The 21454-nt window shown below is 51.7% G+C and carries 19 protein-coding genes; 14 read left to right on the top strand and 5 right to left on the bottom strand.

Features of this window, described 5'->3' with window-relative positions; genetic code table 11:
• Nucleotides 1-350 precede the first annotated feature (350 nt).
• Together VB741_RS05255 and VB741_RS05250 are read left to right on the top strand one after the other, a co-directional pair.
• Nucleotides 351-1214: an alpha/beta fold hydrolase gene (locus tag VB741_RS05255; protein ID WP_323364095.1), complete on the top strand. Its 864-nt coding sequence runs from the start codon at nucleotides 351-353 to the stop codon at nucleotides 1212-1214.
• Nucleotides 1215-1274: 60 nt separating this feature from the next.
• Nucleotides 1275-1598 carry a hypothetical protein gene (locus VB741_RS05250; RefSeq protein ID WP_323364094.1) on the top strand — a complete coding sequence of 108 codons (324 nt, stop codon included), beginning with the start codon at nucleotides 1275-1277 and terminating at the stop codon, nucleotides 1596-1598.
• 254 nt (nucleotides 1599-1852) lie between these two features.
• On the opposite strand, the gene VB741_RS05245 is transcribed toward VB741_RS05250, so the two are convergent.
• The gene (locus VB741_RS05245; protein ID WP_323364093.1) at nucleotides 1853-2815 is read right to left on the bottom strand and encodes a glycosyltransferase family 61 protein; all 963 of its coding nucleotides are present in this window, start codon (nucleotides 2813-2815) and stop codon (nucleotides 1853-1855) included.
• Nucleotides 2816-3099: 284 nt separating this feature from the next.
• Between VB741_RS05245 and VB741_RS05240 the strand changes: the two genes are divergently transcribed.
• The 7 genes from VB741_RS05240 to VB741_RS05210 all read left to right on the top strand — a co-directional run bounded on the left by VB741_RS05240 (nucleotide 3100) and on the right by VB741_RS05210 (nucleotide 8314).
• Nucleotides 3100-3444: a rhodanese-like domain-containing protein gene (locus VB741_RS05240; protein WP_323364092.1), complete on the top strand. Its 345-nt coding sequence runs from the start codon at nucleotides 3100-3102 to the stop codon at nucleotides 3442-3444.
• A 106-nt stretch (nucleotides 3445-3550) separates the two neighbouring features.
• Nucleotides 3551-4021, top strand: coding sequence for a phycobilisome protein (locus VB741_RS05235; RefSeq protein ID WP_323364091.1), 471 nt, complete (start codon nucleotides 3551-3553; stop codon nucleotides 4019-4021).
• A 37-nt stretch (nucleotides 4022-4058) separates the two neighbouring features.
• Nucleotides 4059-4742: a V4R domain-containing protein gene (locus VB741_RS05230; protein ID WP_323364090.1), complete on the top strand. Its 684-nt coding sequence runs from the start codon at nucleotides 4059-4061 to the stop codon at nucleotides 4740-4742.
• On the top strand, nucleotides 4742-5047 hold the full coding sequence (locus tag VB741_RS05225) for a hypothetical protein (RefSeq protein WP_323364089.1): 306 nt from the start codon (nucleotides 4742-4744) through the stop codon (nucleotides 5045-5047). The genes VB741_RS05230 and VB741_RS05225 overlap by 1 nt, the downstream gene beginning before the upstream one ends.
• Nucleotides 5048-5124: 77 nt before the next feature.
• Nucleotides 5125-5616: a hypothetical protein gene (locus VB741_RS05220; protein WP_323364088.1), complete on the top strand. Its 492-nt coding sequence runs from the start codon at nucleotides 5125-5127 to the stop codon at nucleotides 5614-5616.
• Nucleotides 5617-5794: 178 nt separating this feature from the next.
• Nucleotides 5795-6460 (top strand): V4R domain-containing protein, encoded by a 666-nt coding sequence (locus tag VB741_RS05215; RefSeq protein ID WP_323364087.1) that lies wholly within the window; start codon nucleotides 5795-5797, stop codon nucleotides 6458-6460.
• 30 nt (nucleotides 6461-6490) lie between these two features.
• The gene (locus VB741_RS05210) at nucleotides 6491-8314 is read left to right on the top strand and encodes a serine/threonine-protein kinase (RefSeq protein WP_323364086.1); all 1824 of its coding nucleotides are present in this window, start codon (nucleotides 6491-6493) and stop codon (nucleotides 8312-8314) included.
• Nucleotides 8315-8341: 27 nt separating this feature from the next.
• Here the strand turns inward: VB741_RS05210 and VB741_RS05205 are convergent, their stop codons facing one another.
• Complete coding sequence (locus VB741_RS05205) at nucleotides 8342-10237, bottom strand: DUF1565 domain-containing protein (RefSeq protein WP_323364085.1); 1896 nt, start codon at nucleotides 10235-10237, stop codon at nucleotides 8342-8344.
• A 400-nt stretch (nucleotides 10238-10637) separates the two neighbouring features.
• Between VB741_RS05205 and VB741_RS05200 the strand changes: the two genes are divergently transcribed.
• From VB741_RS05200 to VB741_RS05180, 5 genes are all read left to right on the top strand, one after another.
• A complete protein-coding gene (locus VB741_RS05200; RefSeq protein ID WP_323364084.1) occupies nucleotides 10638-11681 on the top strand; it encodes a thiamine phosphate synthase in 1044 nt (347 codons plus the stop codon).
• A complete protein-coding gene (thiS, locus tag VB741_RS05195; RefSeq protein ID WP_323364083.1) occupies nucleotides 11678-11908 on the top strand; it encodes a sulfur carrier protein ThiS in 231 nt (76 codons plus the stop codon). The genes VB741_RS05200 and thiS overlap by 4 nt, the downstream gene beginning before the upstream one ends.
• Before the next feature lie 195 nt (nucleotides 11909-12103).
• Entirely contained in the window at nucleotides 12104-13066 is a 963-nt protein-coding gene (locus VB741_RS05190) for a DUF1517 domain-containing protein (RefSeq protein ID WP_323364082.1), read from the top strand.
• Nucleotides 13067-13373: 307 nt separating this feature from the next.
• Nucleotides 13374-14474: a YdcF family protein gene (locus VB741_RS05185; RefSeq protein WP_323364081.1), complete on the top strand. Its 1101-nt coding sequence runs from the start codon at nucleotides 13374-13376 to the stop codon at nucleotides 14472-14474.
• 123 nt (nucleotides 14475-14597) lie between these two features.
• Nucleotides 14598-16346, top strand: a complete 1749-nt coding sequence (locus VB741_RS05180) for an ABC transporter ATP-binding protein (RefSeq protein WP_323364080.1) — start codon at nucleotides 14598-14600, stop codon at nucleotides 16344-16346.
• Between the two features lie 121 nt (nucleotides 16347-16467).
• On the opposite strand, the gene VB741_RS05175 is transcribed toward VB741_RS05180, so the two are convergent.
• The 3 genes from VB741_RS05175 to VB741_RS05165 form a co-directional block, all read right to left on the bottom strand.
• A complete protein-coding gene (locus VB741_RS05175) occupies nucleotides 16468-17691 on the bottom strand; it encodes a type II secretion system F family protein (protein WP_323364079.1) in 1224 nt (407 codons plus the stop codon).
• Nucleotides 17692-17814: 123 nt separating this feature from the next.
• The gene (locus VB741_RS05170; RefSeq protein ID WP_323364078.1) at nucleotides 17815-18960 is read right to left on the bottom strand and encodes a type IV pilus twitching motility protein PilT; all 1146 of its coding nucleotides are present in this window, start codon (nucleotides 18958-18960) and stop codon (nucleotides 17815-17817) included.
• A 162-nt stretch (nucleotides 18961-19122) separates the two neighbouring features.
• A complete protein-coding gene (locus VB741_RS05165) occupies nucleotides 19123-21141 on the bottom strand; it encodes a GspE/PulE family protein (protein ID WP_323364077.1) in 2019 nt (672 codons plus the stop codon).
• Nucleotides 21142-21454 lie beyond the last annotated feature (313 nt).

Below are 21454 nucleotides of genomic sequence, written 5' to 3'. Positions count from 1 at the left end.
CCCCAGGAACTCGGCCTTCTATGACGTTTCTGTCCGTCGGCTCGCACTTTTGCCGCTGGCTTCCTCCGGACCCCTTCTCGCGAAGACGCCCTTGCCTTAGGCTAGTGGTTGTCCATCTCTCGGCTCCAATTAGTACGAGCATTTGGATGGCTGGTTCTCCCACAGGGGACTTTCACCCCATTAGTTCACGCCCATGCTGGGCGTACACAACCCGGCTGGAGCGGACTGTTGGAAGATCTTGGTGATGTTGCAAAGATTACTTGCAGCCGCTCAGCCGGAACGTTGGGCCTCCCAAAGTTAATGGCCGTCCCATCATCGATCACTGAACACCCGTCACGGACCACATCCTCATGTCCCACTTCATGACCGGAATGGAACAGCGCGCGGTCCTCGCGAACGGCATCCGCATCAACTTGTGGGTCGGGGGCGAGGGGCCAGCGCTCTTGCTCCTGCACGGCTGGCCCCAGACCGCGCAGATGTGGCGCAAGGTCGCGCCTCGACTGCTCGGCGAGTTCACGGTGGTGTGCCCGGATCTTCGCGGGTATGGCGATTCGGACAAACCGCGCGACGGCTACGACAAGCGCACCATGGCGCGCGACATGCACGAAGTGATGGTGGCGCTCGGTCACCCTCGCTATGCCGTGGTCGCCCATGACCGCGGCGCGCGCGTGGCCCATCGCCAGGCGTTGGACTATTCGGAAGCGGTCACACGGTTGTGCGTCCTCGACATCGTGCCTACCCATACCGTGTTCGTGCGCACTGACCGGCACTTGGCTGCGGCCTACTGGCACTGGTTCTCCTTCCAGGCACCAGACCTGCCCGAACTGATGATCGGTGCCGTGCCCGAAGCGTTCCTGCGGGCTGTGTTCCGGGGATTGACGTTCTGCGCTGGCGCGATTGAGGAGCCGATGCTGCATGAGTACCTGCGAGCCTTCACTCTACCGGGCACGATTCGCGCGGGCCTCGAGGACTATCGAGCGGCAGCGACGCGTGACTTCGAGGACGACGAGCGCGAACTCGACGCCCGCGTGCGCTGCCCGGTGCTTGCCCTCTGGGGTGAGTTCGGCAAGATGCATACGCTGTTCGACGTGCTCGCTACCTGGCGCGAGAAGGCAGACCACGTCGAAGGCCACGCTCTTCCCTGCGGCCACTTCATCGCGGAGGAGTCCCCTGACGTATTGCTCGCGTCGCTGCGTGAATTCTTGCGGGCATAGGCCGCTCCTATTCCTGCCGGGTTCACAGTGATTGGCGTCCACGAGAGGCCCAACCCCGCGATGCAGCTTCAATCTCCGGATAGCTGGCTAGGGGCTTTTGACTTTGTGCTTGAGGCGTACACACTTCAGGTACTTCCACCTGAGTTACGTGCTAAAGCACTAAAACAAATTTCTGAGTTTATTTCGCTCGGCAGTCATCTTATGCTCATCGCTCGACTGAGGGAGGAATCGGAAACAGCAGGCTCAATGCCATGGCCACTTGTGCGACGGGAAATCGACATATTGAAGTCACAAGGTTTTGTCGAAAGGTATGCCGAAGATTATCTTGACGGCGAACGACCCGCAGTACGAAGGTTTCGTGGATGCTATCAACGTGAGGCATAACCTTTCAGCATCGATCCAATTAATAGGTAGAAAATGTCATCCTCTTTTGATAGACGCTGGGCGTCAGCTTAATGAGGCGAGAAACTGGCCCTTGGGCGTGCTGAACCATGGTTTTTAGGACCGTCTTCAAGTTTTACTACGCCCCTTTTCAGATTTTGGCCCCCAACGCAACCCTTACTGAGAATGGTGCAAGAGCTCAGCTAAGATTAATGGGAATCTTTTTTCTCCCAGCATAGGATCGCCTTAGATAAAGCTTATAATCCCCAATCTACTAGGGCTGTTTTAATCGCATCCAGATCGGTATAAAAATTAGATCGATGATTGCTTTTAGTGCTCTCTTCTATTGCCATTGGTATAGGGCTTACCGGTATTAGATCAAAACCACAGGCTTCAGACACTTTTGAATATATTGAATACACAGGATTCTTAGATCGATCTACAAGATTAAACAACTCTAAGATTCTTGTTCCAGGTTCACAGAAAGCGATGTTTGCTAATGCTGCACCATGGGGACTGACAATATATTTGGACTCATTAAAAAGATTAGCCTGTGCTGATACGCTTAGCTTGTCAGCAATAATAATCTCAAAGCCATGGGCCTCTAAAAGTCTTCTCAGTTCAAACTCGTTAAGGAGCTTTCTCCCTGTTGAGACATGGGCACGGGTAAGATAGATTTTGCGGTAAGGCTTGATTGTTGTTTTCTGGATAAAGGCTGACTTAATCATCTGACAGAGCTGAAAGCTCGGCTCAAGACGTGTTTCGTTTAATTTAATAACAACAATTTCCTTGGCGCTCAAAGACCTAATTCGTTTAGCATCGACAATGTTTCTATATTGAAAGCCCAGTCTTCTCAAGGCCTGTCTTTGATAGGGATGGCCAAATCGTCCAAAGTGAAAATATAGTTTGTCAATTCCCAGCTCTTTTCTGTTGTTGCTAAGATAGATCAGCTTGGGTAATGTTTCGTAGGTCCAATGGTAATATGAATAGTTTCTCCGTTCCTGTACAAAGCATCCAACAACTTTAGTCTTAAATTGTTTGTCAACCGAAGCTGGGTCTAAGTTCGCTCGTTGTTTACTCCCAAGCTCCCTTGGGAAATCAATAAACACACCGTTCTTGTCATAGACTTCACCTTTGTCGTTGGTATATCCAGCCTTAACGCGAAGCAAGGTCACTGGAGAATTATTGGTTTGAATTAATGTGCAACTAGTGTCACTCATGGCCCCTAAGAGCTCCCCTACTCAACACAAAAAACAATGGGTAGCTAACGCATAGAGTGCCCACACAATTTTTCGAATCTAAAAAGCTAGCCCTAACCCGCCCCTGGACTCGCTGGCAGGTCGTGGATTTACCAGTGATTAGTTACCATAATCAACATGCTGAGCCCACTCGGGCCCGGCATGTTGATCCCTAATTTGATGATAGTCACTAATTTAGCGATCGCAAACCCTAACCGACGCCAAATAAAGTAAAAAGTAAGTGGCAGAACTACCGGAGAATACCTATGTACGGAATTTCAAGCATAGATGAAATTTCAGCGCCAGACTTAGCGCAACGACTGCCTGAGGAAGAACTACAGCTAGTGGATGTCAGGGAGCCAGATGAAGTTGCGATCGCAAACCTACCCAACTTCATCCACTTACCCCTAAGTCAATACGCCGACTGGTCCGATCACATTCTCAACCACCTAGACCCCAGCCGCGAAACCATCGTCATGTGCCACCACGGCATGCGCTCTGCCCAAATGTGCCAGTGGCTCAAACGCCAAGGCTTTGAACGCACCAAAAACCTATCCGGCGGCATTGACGCCTATGCTCGCCTTGTAGACAGCACCATTCCCCGCTATTAATTAACCTAATCAGAAAACAGCAGGCCCCTAATCAGCATCTACGCTCGGTCCCCATCGCCCGCCCCTATAGCTCCAACCTAAAATCAAAACTTCAAAATCCCGCCCCATGCTCAGCCAGCTACAAACCCTAGTCCGCGAAGTCGACGGCCGCTATGCCACCGATACGGAGCTGCTATTTTTGCAAAACTATCTGCAAACAGCTCGACTACGGTTTAGCGCCTACCAAAAAATTCAGAAGGCCGAAAAAGAGATTATCCAACAGGTCAAGCAAAAACTAAAAGCTACCCACCCCCAATTCCTCCAACGGGGGAAAGTCGACTTCAGTGCCAAGTGGCAGCGAGACACCATACGGGGGTTAAGGTTTTGCGCCCACGCCCTACTCGTAGCGGATGAAGAGGGCCTAAAGGAGCACTTCCTACTCTGGTTCCAGTCAGTAATGCGGTCCTTCAAAGCCCAACCAAGCTGCGACATGACCTATAAAATCATCCAAGATATCGTGCGCCAATACCTCACACCCCAAGAGGCTGAGCTATTTTGCCCAATTTTAGCCCAGGCCAGACTTTTACTTGGTCAATAGAGTTACCCTGAAGGTAAGCTCAGGTACATCAGGCTATATGGACATCCCCTCGGTTCGCGCCCACGCGCTGCGCCAAAAATATCCCCAAAAGCACAACCACTACAATTTTTCTGATTTTTTCCAGTTCAATGCCGCCGAGGGCACCATTGCCGACTGGAATGGCAGCCGCAATATTCTCACCAGCGAAGACTTTATCATTGGCCTCCTAGAAGGCTTAGAAGAAGAGGTGGGCGCAGCCTCAGCCGCAGTGATGTATTCCATTGGCGTGGAATGGGGTAAGCAAGATTCTATATTTTTTGATCAGTGGTTTGAACGGGAGTACCAGATTAGCCCCCAGCAAGCTAACCTCATGTTCTTACTAGAAACCTGGTGGTGGCCCTTTACCGCCCAAGGATGGGGGCGCTGGGAAATCGACATGGCCGATCGTCAACAGGGATTTATGTTTATCAATCTCTTTGACTCAGCTGTAGCACGTACCCTTGGGGATGTGGGTAAGCCAGTCTGTTATCTCTATGCTGGGCTCTACGCCGGTTTCTTTACCGAAATGGTTCGTAAACAACTGAGCTGTATTGAAATTCAATGTTATTCCATGGGCGAAACCTATTGTAAGTTTTTGCTAGGGGCCAAGGAACGGATCGATGCAGCAGCCTTTTGGTTAAATGAAGGAGCCACCGCCAGCGATATCGAAAAACGACTACGCTCTAGAGAGCCGTTGTTATAATGCATCTGCCTCCCATGATGGCCCCAACACCTCATCATCCCGTCAACACCCCCACCCTAGCGCTATCCGTCAGTGACTTCTTTAGCCAAATCAACTGGTACGGCCAAAGGGCACTGGATCAGGAAGATGAGGATGGAGCCAACACCCCCTATGAAACAGTTGGACAGTTTTTTAATACATTTCCCTGGCAGGGCTCGGTGCCAGCAATCCCCCCAGACGACTGGGAGCTATTTCATGACGATGAGGTTACAAATCCAATGGAAGACGATACCCTCACCCTAGAAGACCTCTCTGCATTATTTTAGGGCTGGTCTCTTAGCCTTTTGGCCCCATAGCTTTTTGGCCCCATACCCTAAGGATAAAACTGCCATCTAAGATCGCCATGACCCCATCGCCCCTCAGCCAACACGTTCTTCGGCAGCTTGCGCTCAAACCCGATCGGAGCTATCTGAATGCCCAAGAAATGAATAGTCTCGGTCAGTATGTTGGCAGCCTGGCAGATCGCATGAGGGCCTATCGACAGCTGCGGGAGTGGGAAGTTAACCTGATCCAAGAATTGGTGGATCGCCTCCCCGAAGATGTGCAGAAAAATACCGCAGCCCTAGAGCAAAGCATCAAGCAAACAATTTTGATTTTGCGCTATGCGGCCCTGGGTATGCTGGTTGACGACGTGAACCTAGGACGGCGACGCTTAGAAGGATGGCTACCCACCATGGTGGAGGTCTATCAGACCGAACCTGTGGATACCTTGCTTCACCACTCCCTGAATCAGCAACTGCCTCGACTGTTGACCGACACCCAATTTGCCCTACTCAAACCCCCTTTAGAAGCCGCACAGCAGCTCTTGCAGACATCAGGGGAGGACACAGTCTGAGTTAGAACCGAATGTTTTAGCTTCTGATCCTCTGATCCTCCCCTGATGCCCCCCTGATGCCCAAGTGTAAAGCCTGGCCATAGGAATCCTTGGACGAACATTGGAATAAACTCTCTGATGATAGAATTTGTCCACATCTAGGGCGTGTTTTTTAGGAAACCCAAGAGGACTGATTACCATGGTACTGGTGGCCGACTTACTGACAGAAAATCACCTAACGGCTAACTACTTTGCCACCGATGTTTATGTGCACGGCACCCTAGAGCTGGGGTTATTAGAAAATCGCCGGGGCGAACGCCTATTGGCCCTGCCCGATACGCTGATTAAGGCGATTTATGCGGGTCTGGATAATGAAACTGGGCGGGCGTCGATGTTGGTGTTATATAACTGCGGCCGCTGGTGGGGAAAAAACTTCTATACCCGTTTCTGTGAAGAGATGACCGACTATCACAATCGGCCCATCACCAGTTTAGCCATGGCTGAATTTTTGCAGGCCCTACGGCAGTGCTGGCTGACCCACGGCTGGGGTCAGATCAGCTTAGATTCAGGCTATCGTGAGCAAGGATTTTTAGTCGTCAAAGTCCGAGGGTCAGCCTTTATTGACCATGCTCCCAAGTTAGAGCGGCCTGTGGGTTTTCTAGAAACAGGGGCCTTGCAGGCATTTTTTAGCGAGTTGAGTGGTCAACCACTGCACTGTGTCCAAACCGATTGCGAATCCCTAGGGGCGGAAGAAAATTGTTTTGTCCTCGGCATCAAAGATCGTTTGACCATGGCGGAGACGGGGGTGGAGCAGCGTCTTTCCCATGCTGAGATTATGACTCTACTGGTGGGACAGGGAGCATAAGGGTGTGCTAACGGATACAGCAATGTGAACATGAGCCGTCAGCAATCTAACTATCGGCTATTGGGGCTGGTGGGAAATGGTCAGTTTGGGCGGGTTTACTGTGGCATTCATCGTAAGACGGGGCAGCTGGTGGCGATTAAATATCTCCACCGTCACAGTTTGCCTACCCATGCATTTTTGAGGGAATTGCACTGTTTAATGAGTCTGGCCCATCCCAACATTGTCGCTTGCCATGCCGTTGAGCATGGCGATGCGGGTCGACGGCTGGTGTTGGAATACTGTGTGGGGGGGACATTGCGATCGCACATGGCCAGCCCCCTCAGCCTGCCCCACATTCTAGACTTAATGTCAGATGTACTGTGCGGCCTGGCCCATGCCCACCAACAGGGCATTGTCCACTGTGACATCAAACCAGAAAACATTCTACTGAGCTACAGCGACGGCCGCTGGCGAGCCAAAATTTCAGACTTTGGCATTGCCAAACTCATCCAAAATCAGCCCCATCCCAAAGGATTAGGCCAGACCGGATCAGGCCAGACCGGATCCCCCGCCTACATGGCTCCAGAACGCTTTTACTGTCAATACTCCCCCGCCGCCGATGTCTATGCCGTAGGCATCATGCTGTATGAGCTGGTGGTGGGCCAACGTCCCTTTCAGGGTACCCCCACCGCCCTCCAGTCAGCCCACCTCAACCAGCCCATTCCCGAAGCAGATCAGCTGATTGCCCCCCTGAAACCCATCGTGGCCAAAGCCCTAGAAAAGCTCCCAGCCCGCCGCTACGCCACCGCCACCGAAATGCTAGAGCAGTTGCGCAGTCTAGATCCCCTCAGTCTTGTCTCCCCGTCCATTCCCCGTCAGCAACCGATCACCTACTATCCCTACACCGAAGACCCATGCCACCGGTTACCTGAGCCGGGAAAACAGCTCAAAGCACTCGCCCCAGCCCCTGGGGACCAAGCTGGCACCGCTCCCCAAACGCTCATAGCCTACGGTGCTCAACTAGCCCTGCTGCAACAACAATCATTCAGCTACTGCCAACCGGTGTTAGACGGTCCAATCCAAGGGCTATATCCAGCCAAAACTGGGCTTATCGTCAGTACCGAGCACAGCCTATGGTCTGGCCCTAGCCCGGACTTATTAACGCCGCTTACCACCTGGTCCACCCCCTCCATGGTGGACATCGCACCAGACCACCGCTGGGCAGCAATGGTAACCCCCCAGAGCAAACAATTGACCATCCTACGGTTAAATATGGCCAGGCAGGCGGATAAGCATACGGCCCAACCGACAGGTCCATCTGTTCACAACAGCAGTTCCCTAAAACGGCCCCTATGCCCAGATCTTGATTTTAAACAGGTCCTAGTCATTGACGGGGGGCATCTGGCCATTGTCGGCCACACCCAAAAGACAGGCACTCAGCTACAGCTATGGAACCGACGGGGCCTCTACTTAACCTCCCTAGATCTGGGCATTACCCTGGGCCAGTTAACCCCCATGGGCCAGCCCCATCATCAGTCATATCAGTGGATGGCAGTCGATGTCCATGCACCTCAAACGGTCATTTTTCTCACCCTTAAACCCCTCCGTCTCAGTCGCCTCAGGTTAAACATCAGCCCCACCATCATGCTCGATCTTCCCTGGGGTTATCTTTTTGGCAATGGTGCAGGTCGCATTTTACTGCTCGATCGCGATCTCCATCCCATCGGCGGCATCCAAGGGCCCACGGGAATTACGGCCATTACTCCCCTAAGTTGCCATGAGCTACTGGTAGCCACTGGACACCCTGGGCCAACCGGCGGTGGCGCCATTCATCACCTCAATCTCTACGAGTTTGACCTGGATATGATTTTCTGAAAATTTGCCCGCTAGTCTTCCCAGGCATCACTCTCTCAAATTAACGCTGCCCTCAATCCCGTTCTCCCGCAACCATGCCAACCGTTCCTGGGCCTCCACCTCATCCACATAGGCCCCAGCTTGCATAAATACATCCCTGCCAACTTGGGTGCGAAAAGCATCAGGCACCAGCCTTTGCAGCTCATCCGCATCGGCCATATCCACCAGCACCCGATACCGAAAAGACCTGGCTAGGGAGACGGCTCCCGGTGGGGGCAGATTAGCCGTGCCACCACTACTCGGAATTGCCGCAGAGGGGACAGGTAAGCGCTGACCAGAGGCTACGGGAGCGTGATCAGTCTCTTGATCAATCGTTTCAGGATCAATCGTTTCAGGGGAGGCGATGGGGGCCGCCGCTGCAGGGCGTTGCTGTAATCGCGCCAATAGTTTCGATACGTTCCTTTGGCGAGCCTCACTGGATTCATCATGGGATCCCATGTCTTCTGGGCCAACGTCTGGACCAGACAAAGGAATCACCGCGATCTCAATTGCATCATCCGAGGTCAGATCCGCTGGGGCCAGATCCGCCTCAATTGCATCATCCGAGGCCAGGTCCACTGGGGCCAAATCCGCTGGGGCCAGTGGACCTGCCGCAAGTTCCGGTGAAGACTGACGTTGTTGTAAAATCGCTGGCCCTTCATCTGCCGCCATGGTGTCGGGGGCAGACGAGGCGGCTAAATGCTGTCCAAACGATGCGATCGCACCCCTGGGCACCTCCACCTCAGAGACAATTTCCCCTGCAGGTTCGGCCTCAGGCTCGGTTTCCACTTCAGATACTGCAGGCACAGGCGCAGCTCTTAGGGCTGTTCTCCGCTCAACCGCAGCTAGCGACGACGATCCAGGCGCATTAGCAGGAGGCTCTGGGCGCAGGAGGACCGCATTTCTTTCCCCGGGCAAATCAGAGCGGGGAGATGGCGCAGCTGGAGCAGCAGCGACTGGCGCTGGAGCAACTGTCGTCGGTGCCACAACTGGCGCTGATGCCGATGGTGCAACTATTGCCGATGCCAACGGTACTGGTGTCTCAGCGACAGTCTCAGCGACATCAGCCTCCACCACATCAACCTCCACCACACCGTTGCGCCCATTGCCATCCAGCACATTGGCTTCCAACACAGGGCGGGCATTGTTCTTAAGGGCAATGCCCACCTCGTTACGGGCAAGGCGGTTGTTGTTGATTGCTGGCGTAGCCGGACTAGCCACGGTGATGGCCCGCCCCGTCGCCTCAAAATAATTCCCCCTGACAATAGCTTGCCCCGTCCCGCGGATAGACACCCCTTGCTGATTCAGGTTGAAATAACTGTTCTCAATCACAGGTGCACCGTTAGCTACCTGCACCCCTGCAATAGTATTAGACACCAGCGCTATCCGCCGCAAGATGGGGGTTCCCCCGGTAATCCAGACACCACTTCCGTTCGGATTCGATACCGCGATATTCGCTAGGCCCGAACGATCCGAGGTAACAATGGTGACATTGTGGGTGACAGTTTGTCCCATGTCATCCCCTCGAAACTCTCCACCACCAACAATTATCGTGTTACGAGTCTCCCCTGGATTTCCCTGAATCGTAATACCCGGCCGCAGGCGCAGCGGAAAGCTTTCTCCAGATTCTTGGTTGTAATGCCCCGGCGCTAACAAAAGTACTGTGCTGGTGGTGGGCGCCATCTTCAGGGCCTGGGTAATGGTTTTATAGGGCTGCTCTGCACTACCCACACCCAGCTGATCGTTCCCCGTGGCGGAATTGACATGTAACACAGCATAGTCCTGGGACGGTTGCCCCATGCTGAGGGTACGTCCTCCCCCAGAAGTGACGGGAGGGAGAATGTCTTGGGCGACGGCTGGCAGCGCTGTCGTCACCACGGCTAGGGCTAGCAATAGACTCTGCACAGGTTGTAGCACAGGTTTTATAAGTATTGTTGCGTTCATCGTCGAATCCACGAGTGTGATTGCCCGGAGAACAGTCTTCTCCGAGTTAATTACGATGACGCTCTGCCCACCATCCCAAATCCATGGTTATTCAATGTTGCAAAATCTGCGGTGGGTGCGTGAGGCAGGATGTCGTTGATATGTAATTGTTTACGTCTAGGGATTCTGATGGTGGTTTGGGCATTTGTCAAGCCCTGATCACGTCTTTGTTACAGAATGCGTTAAATTCCCGGACTACTTACCATCCAGCCTCCCCATCCGGGCTATCTCAAGCGAACTATCCTGACTACCTAAACGAAATTTCTAGACTAAATTTTCAGCTGATACCATGGGAAGGATTTGCCCCACGTCCAACTTGCCTATGAACCCTGTGTCAATCGCTGAAGAACAGTCCCAGAAAGTGCTGTATCGAATTCTAGACGCCAACCTAGATCGGGCACGGGAAGGGCTACGCATTATTGAAGAATGGTGTCGATTTGGCCTCAATGACGCGGCCCTCACGGGGCAAATCAAACATTTGCGCCAAACCCTAGGCCGCTGGCACAGTGATGAAATTCGACAAAATCGGGATACCCCTGGCGATCCGGGCACAGCCCTCAGCCATCCCCAAGAACAACAGCGCGATACCCTACAAACCGTAGTGCAGGTCAACTGCTGCCGGGTTCAGGAAGCCTTGCGAGTCTTAGAAGAATATGGCAAATTGCATGCTGCGGACATGGCCAACGGCGCAAAACAGATGCGCTACCAGCTGTACACATTGGAAAGCCAACTGTTGGGCCATAGTCTGCGACAGCGTTTGGCCCAAGCCTGCACGTACCTGGTCACCTCTCCCCACGACCACTTATTAGCCATTGTGGAAGCCGCCCTCAAAGGAGGCATTGACATAGTCCAATACCGGGAAAAGGCAGCCGATGATCAGGTCCGTCTGGAGCTGGCTAGTAAGATCAAGTTGCTTTGCCACCAGTACAATGCCCTATTCATAGTCAATGACCGGGTGGATATCGCCGCGGCGGTGGGGGCCGATGGGGTGCACCTGGGGCAGCAGGATCTCCCCATGGCAGCGGCACGGCGTATTCTTGGCCCCTTACCCCTGGTGGGCCGCTCCACCACATGCCCGGCAGAAATGGATCGGGCCATTGGCGAAGGGGCTGACTATATTGGGGTGGGTCCTGTCCATGCCACCCCCACCAAACCGGGCAAGGCCGCCGCAGGCTACGACTATGTCCGTTATGCCGTGGACCATGCTCCCATGCCCTGGTTTGCCATTGGTGGGATTGATCTGACTAATGTGGCTGCCGCCAGAGAAGCCGGAGCCCCAGGGGTTGCCATCGTGCGTGCCATCATGCAGGCTGACGATCCCACCCTGGTCACCCAAACCTTTAATCAGCACTTTCGTTCCCCATGAACAATCTCTCCAATCCATCTGTTATCCGCCTCCAAGTTAATGGAGAGGCTCAATCTTGCCCTGGGGGGACCACATTGCCCCAACTCCTGACTCAGCTAGGGATGGATCCACGGCTGGTGGCGGTGGAGTATAACGGCGAAATTTTGCACCGTCAATTTTGGGAGACAACGGTCATGCAACCAGACGATCGCCTGGAGGTGGTCACGATTGTTGGGGGCGGATTGTAGAGCATGGGTTGTCGGGGACAGATTGTCAGGGACGGATTGTCGGGGGCTAGTTTCAGAGATAGGTTACAGGGTGCGGTTCATGGCGGGTATCCGTCCTGCCTTCAGACCCTGTCTGACCTGACCAAAAACGCTAAAGTAAGTATGGCTACACTTTGGTGAGCTGTAAAATCTCAGCATTTTTCTGCACCCTGCATCATGAGTCGATCTACGCTAACTCAATTGAAGTCTTGGCTACGTCCCCTACTCAAGCCTTTTTTGGTGTGTGTTCTGGCGTTAGTCTTGGTCTTTTCCCAGGCCGATGGCGCTTTAGCCGCTCGGGCGGGCGGACGCATTGGGGGGGGAAGTTTTAGAGCCCCCAGTCGGCCTTCCTATGGCCGCACCTATTCATCCCCGCGCAGCTATCGGTCACCCTCCAGTGGTTACTATCCTGGTGGTGGCTTTGGCTTTGGCTTTCCCCTCGTGATGCCGCTATTTGGTTTTGGCGGCGGTGGGTTGTTTAGTTTGCTGGTGTTTTTTGCGATCGCATCCTTCCTCATGCGTAGCTTCCGCGACAGCGGCTTCGAGGATGGAGACACCAACTACACCCCAAATCCTGATGTTTCGGTTGCCCGGGTACAGGTCGGCCTTTTAGCCAAAGCCCGTCATTTACAAGATGACCTCAACCGCTTAGCCACCACGGCAGACACCAGCTCATCGGCGGGACTCGTCAAAGTACTGCAAGAAAGTACCCTATCCCTGCTGCGCCATCCCGAGTACTGGGCCTATGCGGACACCGACACCATCGCCACCAAGCTCACATCCGCCGAAACCGAATTCAACCGGCTGGCCCTGATGGAGCGCAGTAAATTTAGCCTCGAAGCGGTTTCCAACGTTAACAACCAAATCTCCGGCAATAATATGGCAGCATTACCCGATGCTGACGGTGATCAGCCCGCCGGGGAATACATCATTGCCACCATGATTATCGCCACCCAGGGAAAATTAAATCTTCCCAACATCAATTCTGAACAGGACTTGCAAAAGGCCCTCCAACAAATTGGCGCCCTCTCCAGCGATACCCTCATGGCCATTGAAGTACTCTGGACCCCTCAAACCAGTGGCGAAACCCTCACCAGCGATGAAGTCATTGCCCAGTATCCCAATCTGAAACTGGTGTAGCCCCGGTAATAGAGCTTTTCCACCCAGCTATACAACAAAAACAATCATCAAAACGGCGGCCTTTGCAAGGCCGCCGTTTTGCGTTTGACTGACGATCCTGCCAACTGACTAACCCCACGGAGGTAAGGATGTTGGTTAACATTTGTCCAATGGGGTGGAGTTTGCCAAATGTTTTTACGGTTTTGAGCCCATCTACGTACAGATCCGGGTATATTGGTTGCGGCTTGAGCGGCTCACCCCGTAGCCGAAATGAAGCTAATATGCTTAACTTTTGAACAATCTCGCGCCTGTCTCCTAAAAGGTCCCCATGCTTGTCCTGCTTACCCGTGTTCTACTTTGGGCCACTATTGGGCTTCTGGTCTGGTACATTCTGACTAAAATCATTCCGCAAAAGTACCTCACCTGGTTTGGCGGAGTCATTGTCCTCATCCTAATCATTGCGTCATTTGCCGATCCCAATGATGAAACCATCGGGACCATTTGGCGACTGATTTCACTGCCGTTAACCCCCCTGGGAGCAACACTTATACTGTTGGGGTCAGCGATCAGTGAGGGAGTAAAAAAGGTCAAAGGTCAGCAGGTGGCAGCCGCCTTAGCCATTTTATTAATCACCAGTTTGCCTATTTTTAGCCGCTACATCGTCAATCGTTCAGAGACAGAAGTGCAGCAGGCATTCACTAACCGGGCAGCACAATGTGCCGATGTGTGTCCGGCGGGCGTACAAGGAGAAGGGGCACGCATAGACCGAACAGGTGCCATTGTGATCTTTGGCGATGACGCTGGAGATTCAAATGATACAGTCGCATTCCAAAGTGCCACCGACCAAGCCTATAATTCCATCCTAGTGCCCCGGTTAATCTACGGTGCCCAGCTCTATAACCAGGCTCGTCTAGCCGGCGCTGATCCCTATGTCATTGTCACAGCAGATCCGGGTGGAGACAGTGAAGCCAGCAGAATCAAGCGCCAAAACCTGACCACAGTGCTAGTCAATAATGGGGTTCCAGCAGCCAATATCAAATTTGAATCCACAGGGCTCAACGTCCATGGCACCGCCGGTAGAGTAGATCGTTTCCTGCAAGATCAGCAAATTTTAGCGGCTCAGGACAACCGTAACGAACAAACCGATCGACGGATTATGCTAGTGGCTCCAGCCATGACCATGACACGATCAGCCCTGACCTTTGAAAATATGGGCATGGAGGTGATTGCCAAGCCGACCGATTTCTATTCAGTTAACCGGTGGTCTGGCAACGACACGTTTTCCCGCTTGCCCGATATCATTCCCAACGTCGATGCCCTACAGCTCACATCGCGCTATTGGGATGAAGTACTCACATCCACCTACTATTTCCTCCGGGGCTGGCTACCTAATTTTGACTTCGGGTGGGATTCCAATATCGAACTCTAGATCCCGACAAAATGGCTATCGATGGTCGCCCAGACAAGCTTGGTATAGAGCCCAGGCAAGCTTTGCATTAGAGTACTAGGATAGTGAAGCGGCAACGGCGGCAATCACATTTCGAGTATTTCTATGGCACAGTCTCGGCTGCAATACCTAGCCAGCTATCTTCATCCCCACCGGCAGCAGGTCTTCCTGGGCATTGGCACGTTGCTGCTGGTGAATATTCTCAGCGTTTGGATTCCCCTGATCATAGGGGATGTGGTTGAACGGCTCAAAATCACCTTTAGCCCAGGCATCATACTCCGCTATGTCACCTTAATCCTGGCGTTGGCAACGGTGATGTGGTCCATTCGCATGGCCTCACGGGTACTCATTTTTGGGGTGGGCCGCAAGGTTGAGTTCGACCTCAAACAACGCATTTTTGAACACCTACTTTCATTAGAACCCGCCTACTTTGCTGAAAACACCATTGGTGATCTGATTAACCGCGCCACCAGTGATGTGGATAATATTCGCCGCCTGCTGGGTTTTGCCGTCCTAAGTTTGGCCAATACCCTATTTGCCTACTGTCTGACCGTGCCTGCCATGCTGCGCATCAACGTTCGGTTAACGCTGGTGGCCCTAGCGATTTATCCCGTCATGATGTTACTGGTGGGTTTCTTTAGCGAGCGTCTCCGACAGGAACAGTTAGACGTGCAAAAGTCCCTCTCTGACCTGAGTACTCTGATTCAGGAAGACATGAGTGGCATTGGGCTAATTAAGATCTATGCCCAAGAAAATAATGAGCAGCAAGCCTTTTCCCAACGCAACAATGAATTGCTAGAGGCCAATCTGTCCCTGGCCCGCACTCGCAATACCCTGTTTCCCTTGCTAGGGGGGCTGGCTAGCCTGAGCTTAGCCATCATCCTGGCCGTGGGAGCTCGCAGCATTGCCGCCGGGACCCTGGCCGTCGGTGATTTTGTTACCCTACTGCTCTATGTTAATAACCTGGTTTTTCCCACGGCCCTATTGGGGTTCACCATTACCTCCTATCAACGGGGTGAAGTCAGCGTAGATCGCATTGAGGCCATCTTCACGACCCAACCAAAGGTGGCCAATGCTAGTCGGGCCACCCCCCTACCCATCGCCCAGGTCAAGGGGCAGCTCCAGGCAAAAGGGCTCACCTATCAGTATCCAGATACGCTAACCCCCGCTATTCAAACGGTTTCCTTTACCATCGAACCCGGTGAGACGGTGGCCTTAGTCGGTCCCATTGGTTCTGGCAAGTCCACCCTAGCCAAAGCCCTGCCTCGGATTTTAGAGATTCCTGAGGGGCAGCTATTTATCGATGGTCATGACGTCACCCAGGTGGCCTTGTCAGATCTCCGCCGGGCGATCGCATTTGTCCCCCAAGATAGCTTCTTGTTCAGTACAAAGGTCAAAAACAACCTGCGCTACGGGGCACCCATGGCGGAAATGCCCGAGATTGAGCAAGCGGCTAAACTGGCCCAGATGCAAGGCGAGATTCTCAACTTTCCGCAGCAGTATGACACCTTAGTGGGAGAACGGGGCATTACCCTCTCTGGCGGTCAGCGGCAGCGTACAGCCCTGGGCCGCGCCCTGCTGATTGATGCGCCCATTTTGGTCCTAGATGATGCACTGTCCAGCGTGGATAACCAAACAGCCACACAAATTTTAGATAACCTGTCCCACGGCACCCAACGCAAGACAGTTATTTTTATTACCCATCAGATGTCGGCAGCGGCAAATTGCGATCGCATCATCGTCATGGATCAAGGCCACATCACTCAAACCGGTACCCATCAGAGTCTAGTCACAAGTCCCGGCCTATACCAACAGCTGTGGAATCAACACAAACTCAAAGAAGTTCTTCAATAAGGAAGCGGATGCTAGGGTTGCGGCATCCAGACATAAGCCACTAAAAAGCGACCAGCAATGATTAATTGCTGGTCGCTTTTTAGGAATTCAAACTATGCTCTGAAAGCAGTTAGCCTGGAACTTAGCCACCCACCGCATCGGGCAGGGCAAAGATGGGCAAATACATAGCGATCAAGATCGAACCCACCATGCCCCCTAGGAAAACAATCATGATCGGTTCCATAATACTGGTCAATGCCTTAACAGCCTGCTCCACTTCATCCTCATAGAAGTCCGCAACCTTCATTAACATCTGATCCAGCTCCCCCGTTTCCTCACCAATGCTAATCATCTGAATCGCCATGACTGGAAACACCGAATGCTTCTCTAGAGCCAGGCTGATCATACCCCCCGTTTGAATTTCAGAACGGGCCTCTTCAATGGCATTGGCAATCACCTGATTACCCGAGGTATCTCGCACAATTTCTAACGCCGTTAAAATTGGCACCCCAGAGCGAGACAAAGAACCAAATGTGCGGCAAAACCTTGCAGTGGCTGTTTTTTGAACCAAATCACCAAACAGCGGCAACTTGAGATACAGCCGGTCTATTGTTTCACGACCAGCCCGGGTTTTATAGTACTGGCGATAAGCAATACCCGCGACAATAAAGAACCCTATCAGCAAGAAAACCTTGACAGGATCGCGCAAAAAACGGCTAATCCCAATCATGAATTGCGTAAATGCTGGTAATTCCGCCCCTAGCTCAGTGAAAATATTTTCAAAAATAGGCAGCAAGAAAACCGTCATCCCGACAAAGATAGTGGTGGCTAGGACACCCACTGTGACCGGATAAGCCATGGCAGACTTAATTTGGTTCTGCAACCTATTCAAGTCTTCCAGAAGTTTAGCTAAACGATTCAGAACTTCGTCCAGCACACCACCCACTTCGCCAGCCTGCACCATACTCACATAGAGCAAGTCGAAACTCCCTGGATGTTTTCGCATGGAGTCCGATAAATTATTACCCTGCTGAACATCAGAGTTAATCTCAAGCAAAGCCTTCTTGAGCTTTGGATTCGGACATTGTTCGCCAAGGATGCCAATGCCCCTAACCAGGCCAACACCAGCACCCACTAATGCAGCAAACTGACGTGAAAAAACAGCTTTATCCTTAATTGAGACATTAATTAAAGAGGTTTTAATATCCTCAAAATTAAAGTTCAGCCCCCGCTCCTGTTTAATGCTTTGGATAAAAACACCCCGTTCCTTCAGCATTGTCCGAGCTTCACCCGGGGTGGCCGCAACGACTTTCTCCCGTCGACTGCGGCCCGTGGTATCTCGCCCTGTGGCAACGTAAGTAGGCATGGGTTTCTACCTCTGCAAAGTTTTATGCTTAAAAGTCATTGAAGGCTTTATACAGTGCCACCTCATTTTTAGGCAACCCCCAATTAAAATTAGACCAGAGTAATTTCAGGTCTTGGCTTTCAATTAACGCCGGACCCCCGTCGTCGAGCGTCCACGCTGTGCCTGACCTGTACCATCAGCACCACCACCAGCACCACCGGCATTAATCAAACGTTGCAGTTCATCAGCTCGAGATGACTTACCGATCGCTTCCTCAAAACTGATCGTGCCAGATTTGTACAAGTCGGCTAGAACCATCTCCAAGGTTTTCATCCCTAACTTACCGCCAGTCTGAATAGCCCCATAAATCTGAGCCGTCTTACCTTCTCGAATCAAGTTCGAAATAGCTGGTGTGATCACCATAATCTCCTGAGCCATCACCCGGCCAAATTCGCCAGGCTTAGGATTGGCCTTGGGCACAAGGGTTTGACTCAGCACCGCGACCAAAGAGTTAGACAGCTGCACCCTAACTTGCTGTTGCTGTTCCGGAGGAAAAACATCGATCATCCGGTCCACGGTCTGGGCAGCAGAGCTGGTATGCAACGTCCCAAAGACTAAGTGCCCCGTTTCCGCAGCCGAAATCGCTAGGGATATGGTTTCTAAGTCTCGCATCTCCCCCACCAAAATCACATCAGGATCTTCCCGAAGAGCAGCCCTAAGAGCATTCGCAAAACTTTTTGTGTCTTCCCCAATCTGACGCTGATGGATCAGACTTTTAATCGGTTCGTATACAAATTCAATCGGATCCTCAACCGTCAGAATGTGCTCAGCCCTAGTGTTATTAATGTCATTGATCATGGAAGCCAATGTGGTTGACTTACCAGAACCGGTCGGCCCAGTCACTAGAATCAGTCCACGGGGCTGGCGGGCAAGCTCAATAACGATCTCAGGCAGACCCAACAGCTCAACAGTAGGGATTTTAGAGCTTAGGGCTCGCAGACAGGCGGCGTAGGTCCCCCTATCCTTATACACATTGACGCGAAAGCGCGCTAGCCCCTTCACGCCATAGGAACAATCTAACTCCCAATTTTGCTCCAAACTTTTTCGCTGCGAATTGTTCAACATGCTAAAAATTAGCCGCTGACACTGTTCAGGCGTCATGGGAGGGTGCTCAGTTGGAGTGAGATGACCACTAACTCGAATATAAGGAGGTAGGCCCGCTGAAAGGTGGAGATCGGAGCCTCCCCGTTCAACCACTTCTTCCATCAAGTCTTCGATCATCATTTCCATGGGGCCACCTCAGGTAGATAGTTACAAGAACGGTATAAACAAAAATCTTAAGAAAGTCACAGAGCAATGCCAGTAGGCCTAGGTCCGAGGTCTAGACATAATCAATGGAGATGAGTTTACCCACTCTGACACCATGAATTACATCTAGCTAGTTTGAGCACTCTACTTAGCCTCGCTACTTTGAAAACGAGGCGTTAGGCAGTAGGGACAATCCAGCCAGTCGTGGTGCAGTTCAGCATTACAGGTAGTGCAGCTCAAGACAGTTTTACGCCTTGCTTTGAGTTCAGCTTCCAACCCCGTATCGGTAAAGGTTACACGCTCTACCTCCTCTAGGGTGGTATAACCTTGCTCCACCAGCTTGAGGCTATAAGACAACAGAGTTTGCATTCCTTCTTCAACAGCAACTTCTTTAATATGTTCTGCAGGAGCCCCATCCGAAATCATCCGCTGCAAGTTTTCGGTAATACGCATCACTTCATACACCCCAACTCGCCCTTTGTAGCCGGAGCCTTGACAAGTTTGACATAGCCCACTTTCAGCTTGCGCCGCATCAACTTGCTCGGGGGAAACTACATTCGCCCGGTAAAAAGTAATATCCCCCCTGGCAGAACTTAGTCCAAAGCGAGCTAATTCCTCACTACTAGGGGAATAGGGTATGCGACAATCACCACAAACCTTACGTACTAAACGCTGGGCCAGAACCCCAACCAGCGAGCTAGAGACTTGGAACGCCTCGACCTCCATTTCATTGAGACGAGAGATCGCCCCAGCCGCATCATTAGTGTGCAACGTTGTGAGCACTAAGTGGCCAGTCAGAGCAGCCTCAATCGCCGTTTTAGCCGTTTCAGAGTCACGGGTCTCACCCACAAGAATCACATCGGGGTCTTGCCGCAAGAATGCTCGTAAAATCAAAGGAAAGTTCATTCCTTTTTCACGAATCACTTGCACCTGGGTGATACCAGGCAAAGCGTACTCAATCGGGTCTTCCGCCGTACTGATATTAACTCCAGGATCGTTACGCTCCGATAGCACTGAATATAGTGTGGTGGTCTTACCCGACCCAGTCGGTCCCGTCACCAGGATCAAACCATAGGGGGCGCTGGTCATATCCCGAACGATTTGGAGGGTTTCATCGTCGGTAATCAGTTTATCTAAACCCAGCTGGGTAGTCGTATTATCTAGAATTCGTAGCACTACCTTTTCGCCATAGCGACTGGGTATGGTGCTAACTCGGAAATCAACCTTACGCCCTTGAAAAACTCTACGAATTCGACCGTCCTGGGGAACTCGTCTTTCAGCAATATCTAGCTCAGAAATAATCTTAAAACGTGCTGTGACCGCTGGAATAATTTTCTTAGGCAAACCCTGAAATGCCTGACGTAAAACACCATCACGCCGAAATCTAATCCGCAAAAACTCCTCTTGGGGTTCAACGTGAATATCGGAAGCCCCCTCCTGGAGAGCTTTAACCAATACCTTATTCACTAACGCAATGACAGGAGCTGCCCCGGCATCTTGTAACGCTTCTCCCAAGTCAGCCTCTTCATCCAGGGATTCTTGGAGATCAGCACCATCGAGATCCAGCTCATCTAAGTTAGAATTAACATCAACAGCCTGCTCAAAATCTCGCTGTTTTTCCTTGGCGACCTGATCATCTAGATAGGCTGAAATCATCCGTTGATAATCTTCAACGGTAATGACCATGCGACGCAGCTTCAGGCTTTTCGGTCGCAGAATTCGGTTGAGGTCGTCTTGGGCTTCCAAGTTTTCTGGATCTACCATGGCCACTAGCACAGTAGAAACACCATCTTGAGTCGTTTGAGACAGCGGGAGCAGTCGATGACGACGACAAATATCTACTGGAATGAGGTCGTCAATTAGATTGCCAACTTTAGTGTCAGAAACGCTTTCAATCTCAGGATCTAATGACTCAACCCCATAGAGGATTTTCAGCTCAAATAGCTGCTGCTTTTTATACTGGCGTAAGAGTTCTGGACTGAGTTGCTGACCTGTTACTGACTCTAAAACATCCGTTAATGAACGGCCTGATTTCCGACTTTCAACCAATGCTTGCTGCATTTGGTCTGTATCGACATACCCTGCCTGAATAAGCTGATTACTAAACGGAGAAAAGCTTCTTTGTAGAACAAGCGCTTTCCGAGATGATGAGGAATTGGTCATAGTCGCCGCAGAAAATCCTTACAGAAGGTTGCCCACAAAACGCTTTTCTATAGACAGCTATAGGGGAAAATACCTAATCCGATGAATAGGGTTATTCTAATTTTCACAGCATATCGCATAATAATTGCTGCTCTATCTCCCGATAATAGCTTGAACATTGGTATCCAGCTAGCCGCATTGCTAACCTTAAGCCGTAGGAAAATGCTTAAGGTTAGCAATGCGGTATGAAGATAGGTCTTATTTTCATATAGTCATTACGTTACAAAATGCACTATCGTGATACCGCTAAGATGAATGAATCCTGCAGCTCAGG

It is taken from the genome of Leptothoe sp. PORK10 BA2 (assembly GCF_034932105.1).
Classification (GTDB): domain Bacteria; phylum Cyanobacteriota; class Cyanobacteriia; order Phormidesmidales; family Phormidesmidaceae; genus Leptothoe.
This window is presented reverse-complemented; position numbering and strand designations above follow the sequence as displayed.

Bases quoted from the DNA above. Each gene is read 5' to 3' on its own strand.
- VB741_RS05255 (WP_323364095.1), top strand. From the start codon at position 351: ATGTCCCACTTCATGACCGGAATGGAACAGCGCGCGGTCCTCGCGAAC.
- VB741_RS05250 (WP_323364094.1), top strand. From the start codon at position 1,275: ATGCAGCTTCAATCTCCGGATAGCTGGCTAGGGGCTTTTGACTTTGTG.
- VB741_RS05245 (WP_323364093.1), bottom strand. From the start codon at position 2,815: ATGAGTGACACTAGTTGCACATTAATTCAAACCAATAATTCTCCAGTG.
- VB741_RS05240 (WP_323364092.1), top strand. From the start codon at position 3,100: ATGTACGGAATTTCAAGCATAGATGAAATTTCAGCGCCAGACTTAGCG.
- VB741_RS05235 (WP_323364091.1), top strand. From the start codon at position 3,551: ATGCTCAGCCAGCTACAAACCCTAGTCCGCGAAGTCGACGGCCGCTAT.
- VB741_RS05230 (WP_323364090.1), top strand. From the start codon at position 4,059: ATGGACATCCCCTCGGTTCGCGCCCACGCGCTGCGCCAAAAATATCCC.
- VB741_RS05225 (WP_323364089.1), top strand. From the start codon at position 4,742: ATGCATCTGCCTCCCATGATGGCCCCAACACCTCATCATCCCGTCAAC.
- VB741_RS05220 (WP_323364088.1), top strand. From the start codon at position 5,125: ATGACCCCATCGCCCCTCAGCCAACACGTTCTTCGGCAGCTTGCGCTC.
- VB741_RS05215 (WP_323364087.1), top strand. From the start codon at position 5,795: ATGGTACTGGTGGCCGACTTACTGACAGAAAATCACCTAACGGCTAAC.
- VB741_RS05210 (WP_323364086.1), top strand. From the start codon at position 6,491: ATGAGCCGTCAGCAATCTAACTATCGGCTATTGGGGCTGGTGGGAAAT.
- VB741_RS05200 (WP_323364084.1), top strand. From the start codon at position 10,638: ATGAACCCTGTGTCAATCGCTGAAGAACAGTCCCAGAAAGTGCTGTAT.
- thiS (WP_323364083.1), top strand. From the start codon at position 11,678: ATGAACAATCTCTCCAATCCATCTGTTATCCGCCTCCAAGTTAATGGA.
- VB741_RS05190 (WP_323364082.1), top strand. From the start codon at position 12,104: ATGAGTCGATCTACGCTAACTCAATTGAAGTCTTGGCTACGTCCCCTA.
- VB741_RS05185 (WP_323364081.1), top strand. From the start codon at position 13,374: ATGCTTGTCCTGCTTACCCGTGTTCTACTTTGGGCCACTATTGGGCTT.
- VB741_RS05180 (WP_323364080.1), top strand. From the start codon at position 14,598: ATGGCACAGTCTCGGCTGCAATACCTAGCCAGCTATCTTCATCCCCAC.
- VB741_RS05175 (WP_323364079.1), bottom strand. From the start codon at position 17,691: ATGCCTACTTACGTTGCCACAGGGCGAGATACCACGGGCCGCAGTCGA.
- VB741_RS05170 (WP_323364078.1), bottom strand. From the start codon at position 18,960: ATGGAAATGATGATCGAAGACTTGATGGAAGAAGTGGTTGAACGGGGA.
- VB741_RS05165 (WP_323364077.1), bottom strand. From the start codon at position 21,141: ATGACCAATTCCTCATCATCTCGGAAAGCGCTTGTTCTACAAAGAAGC.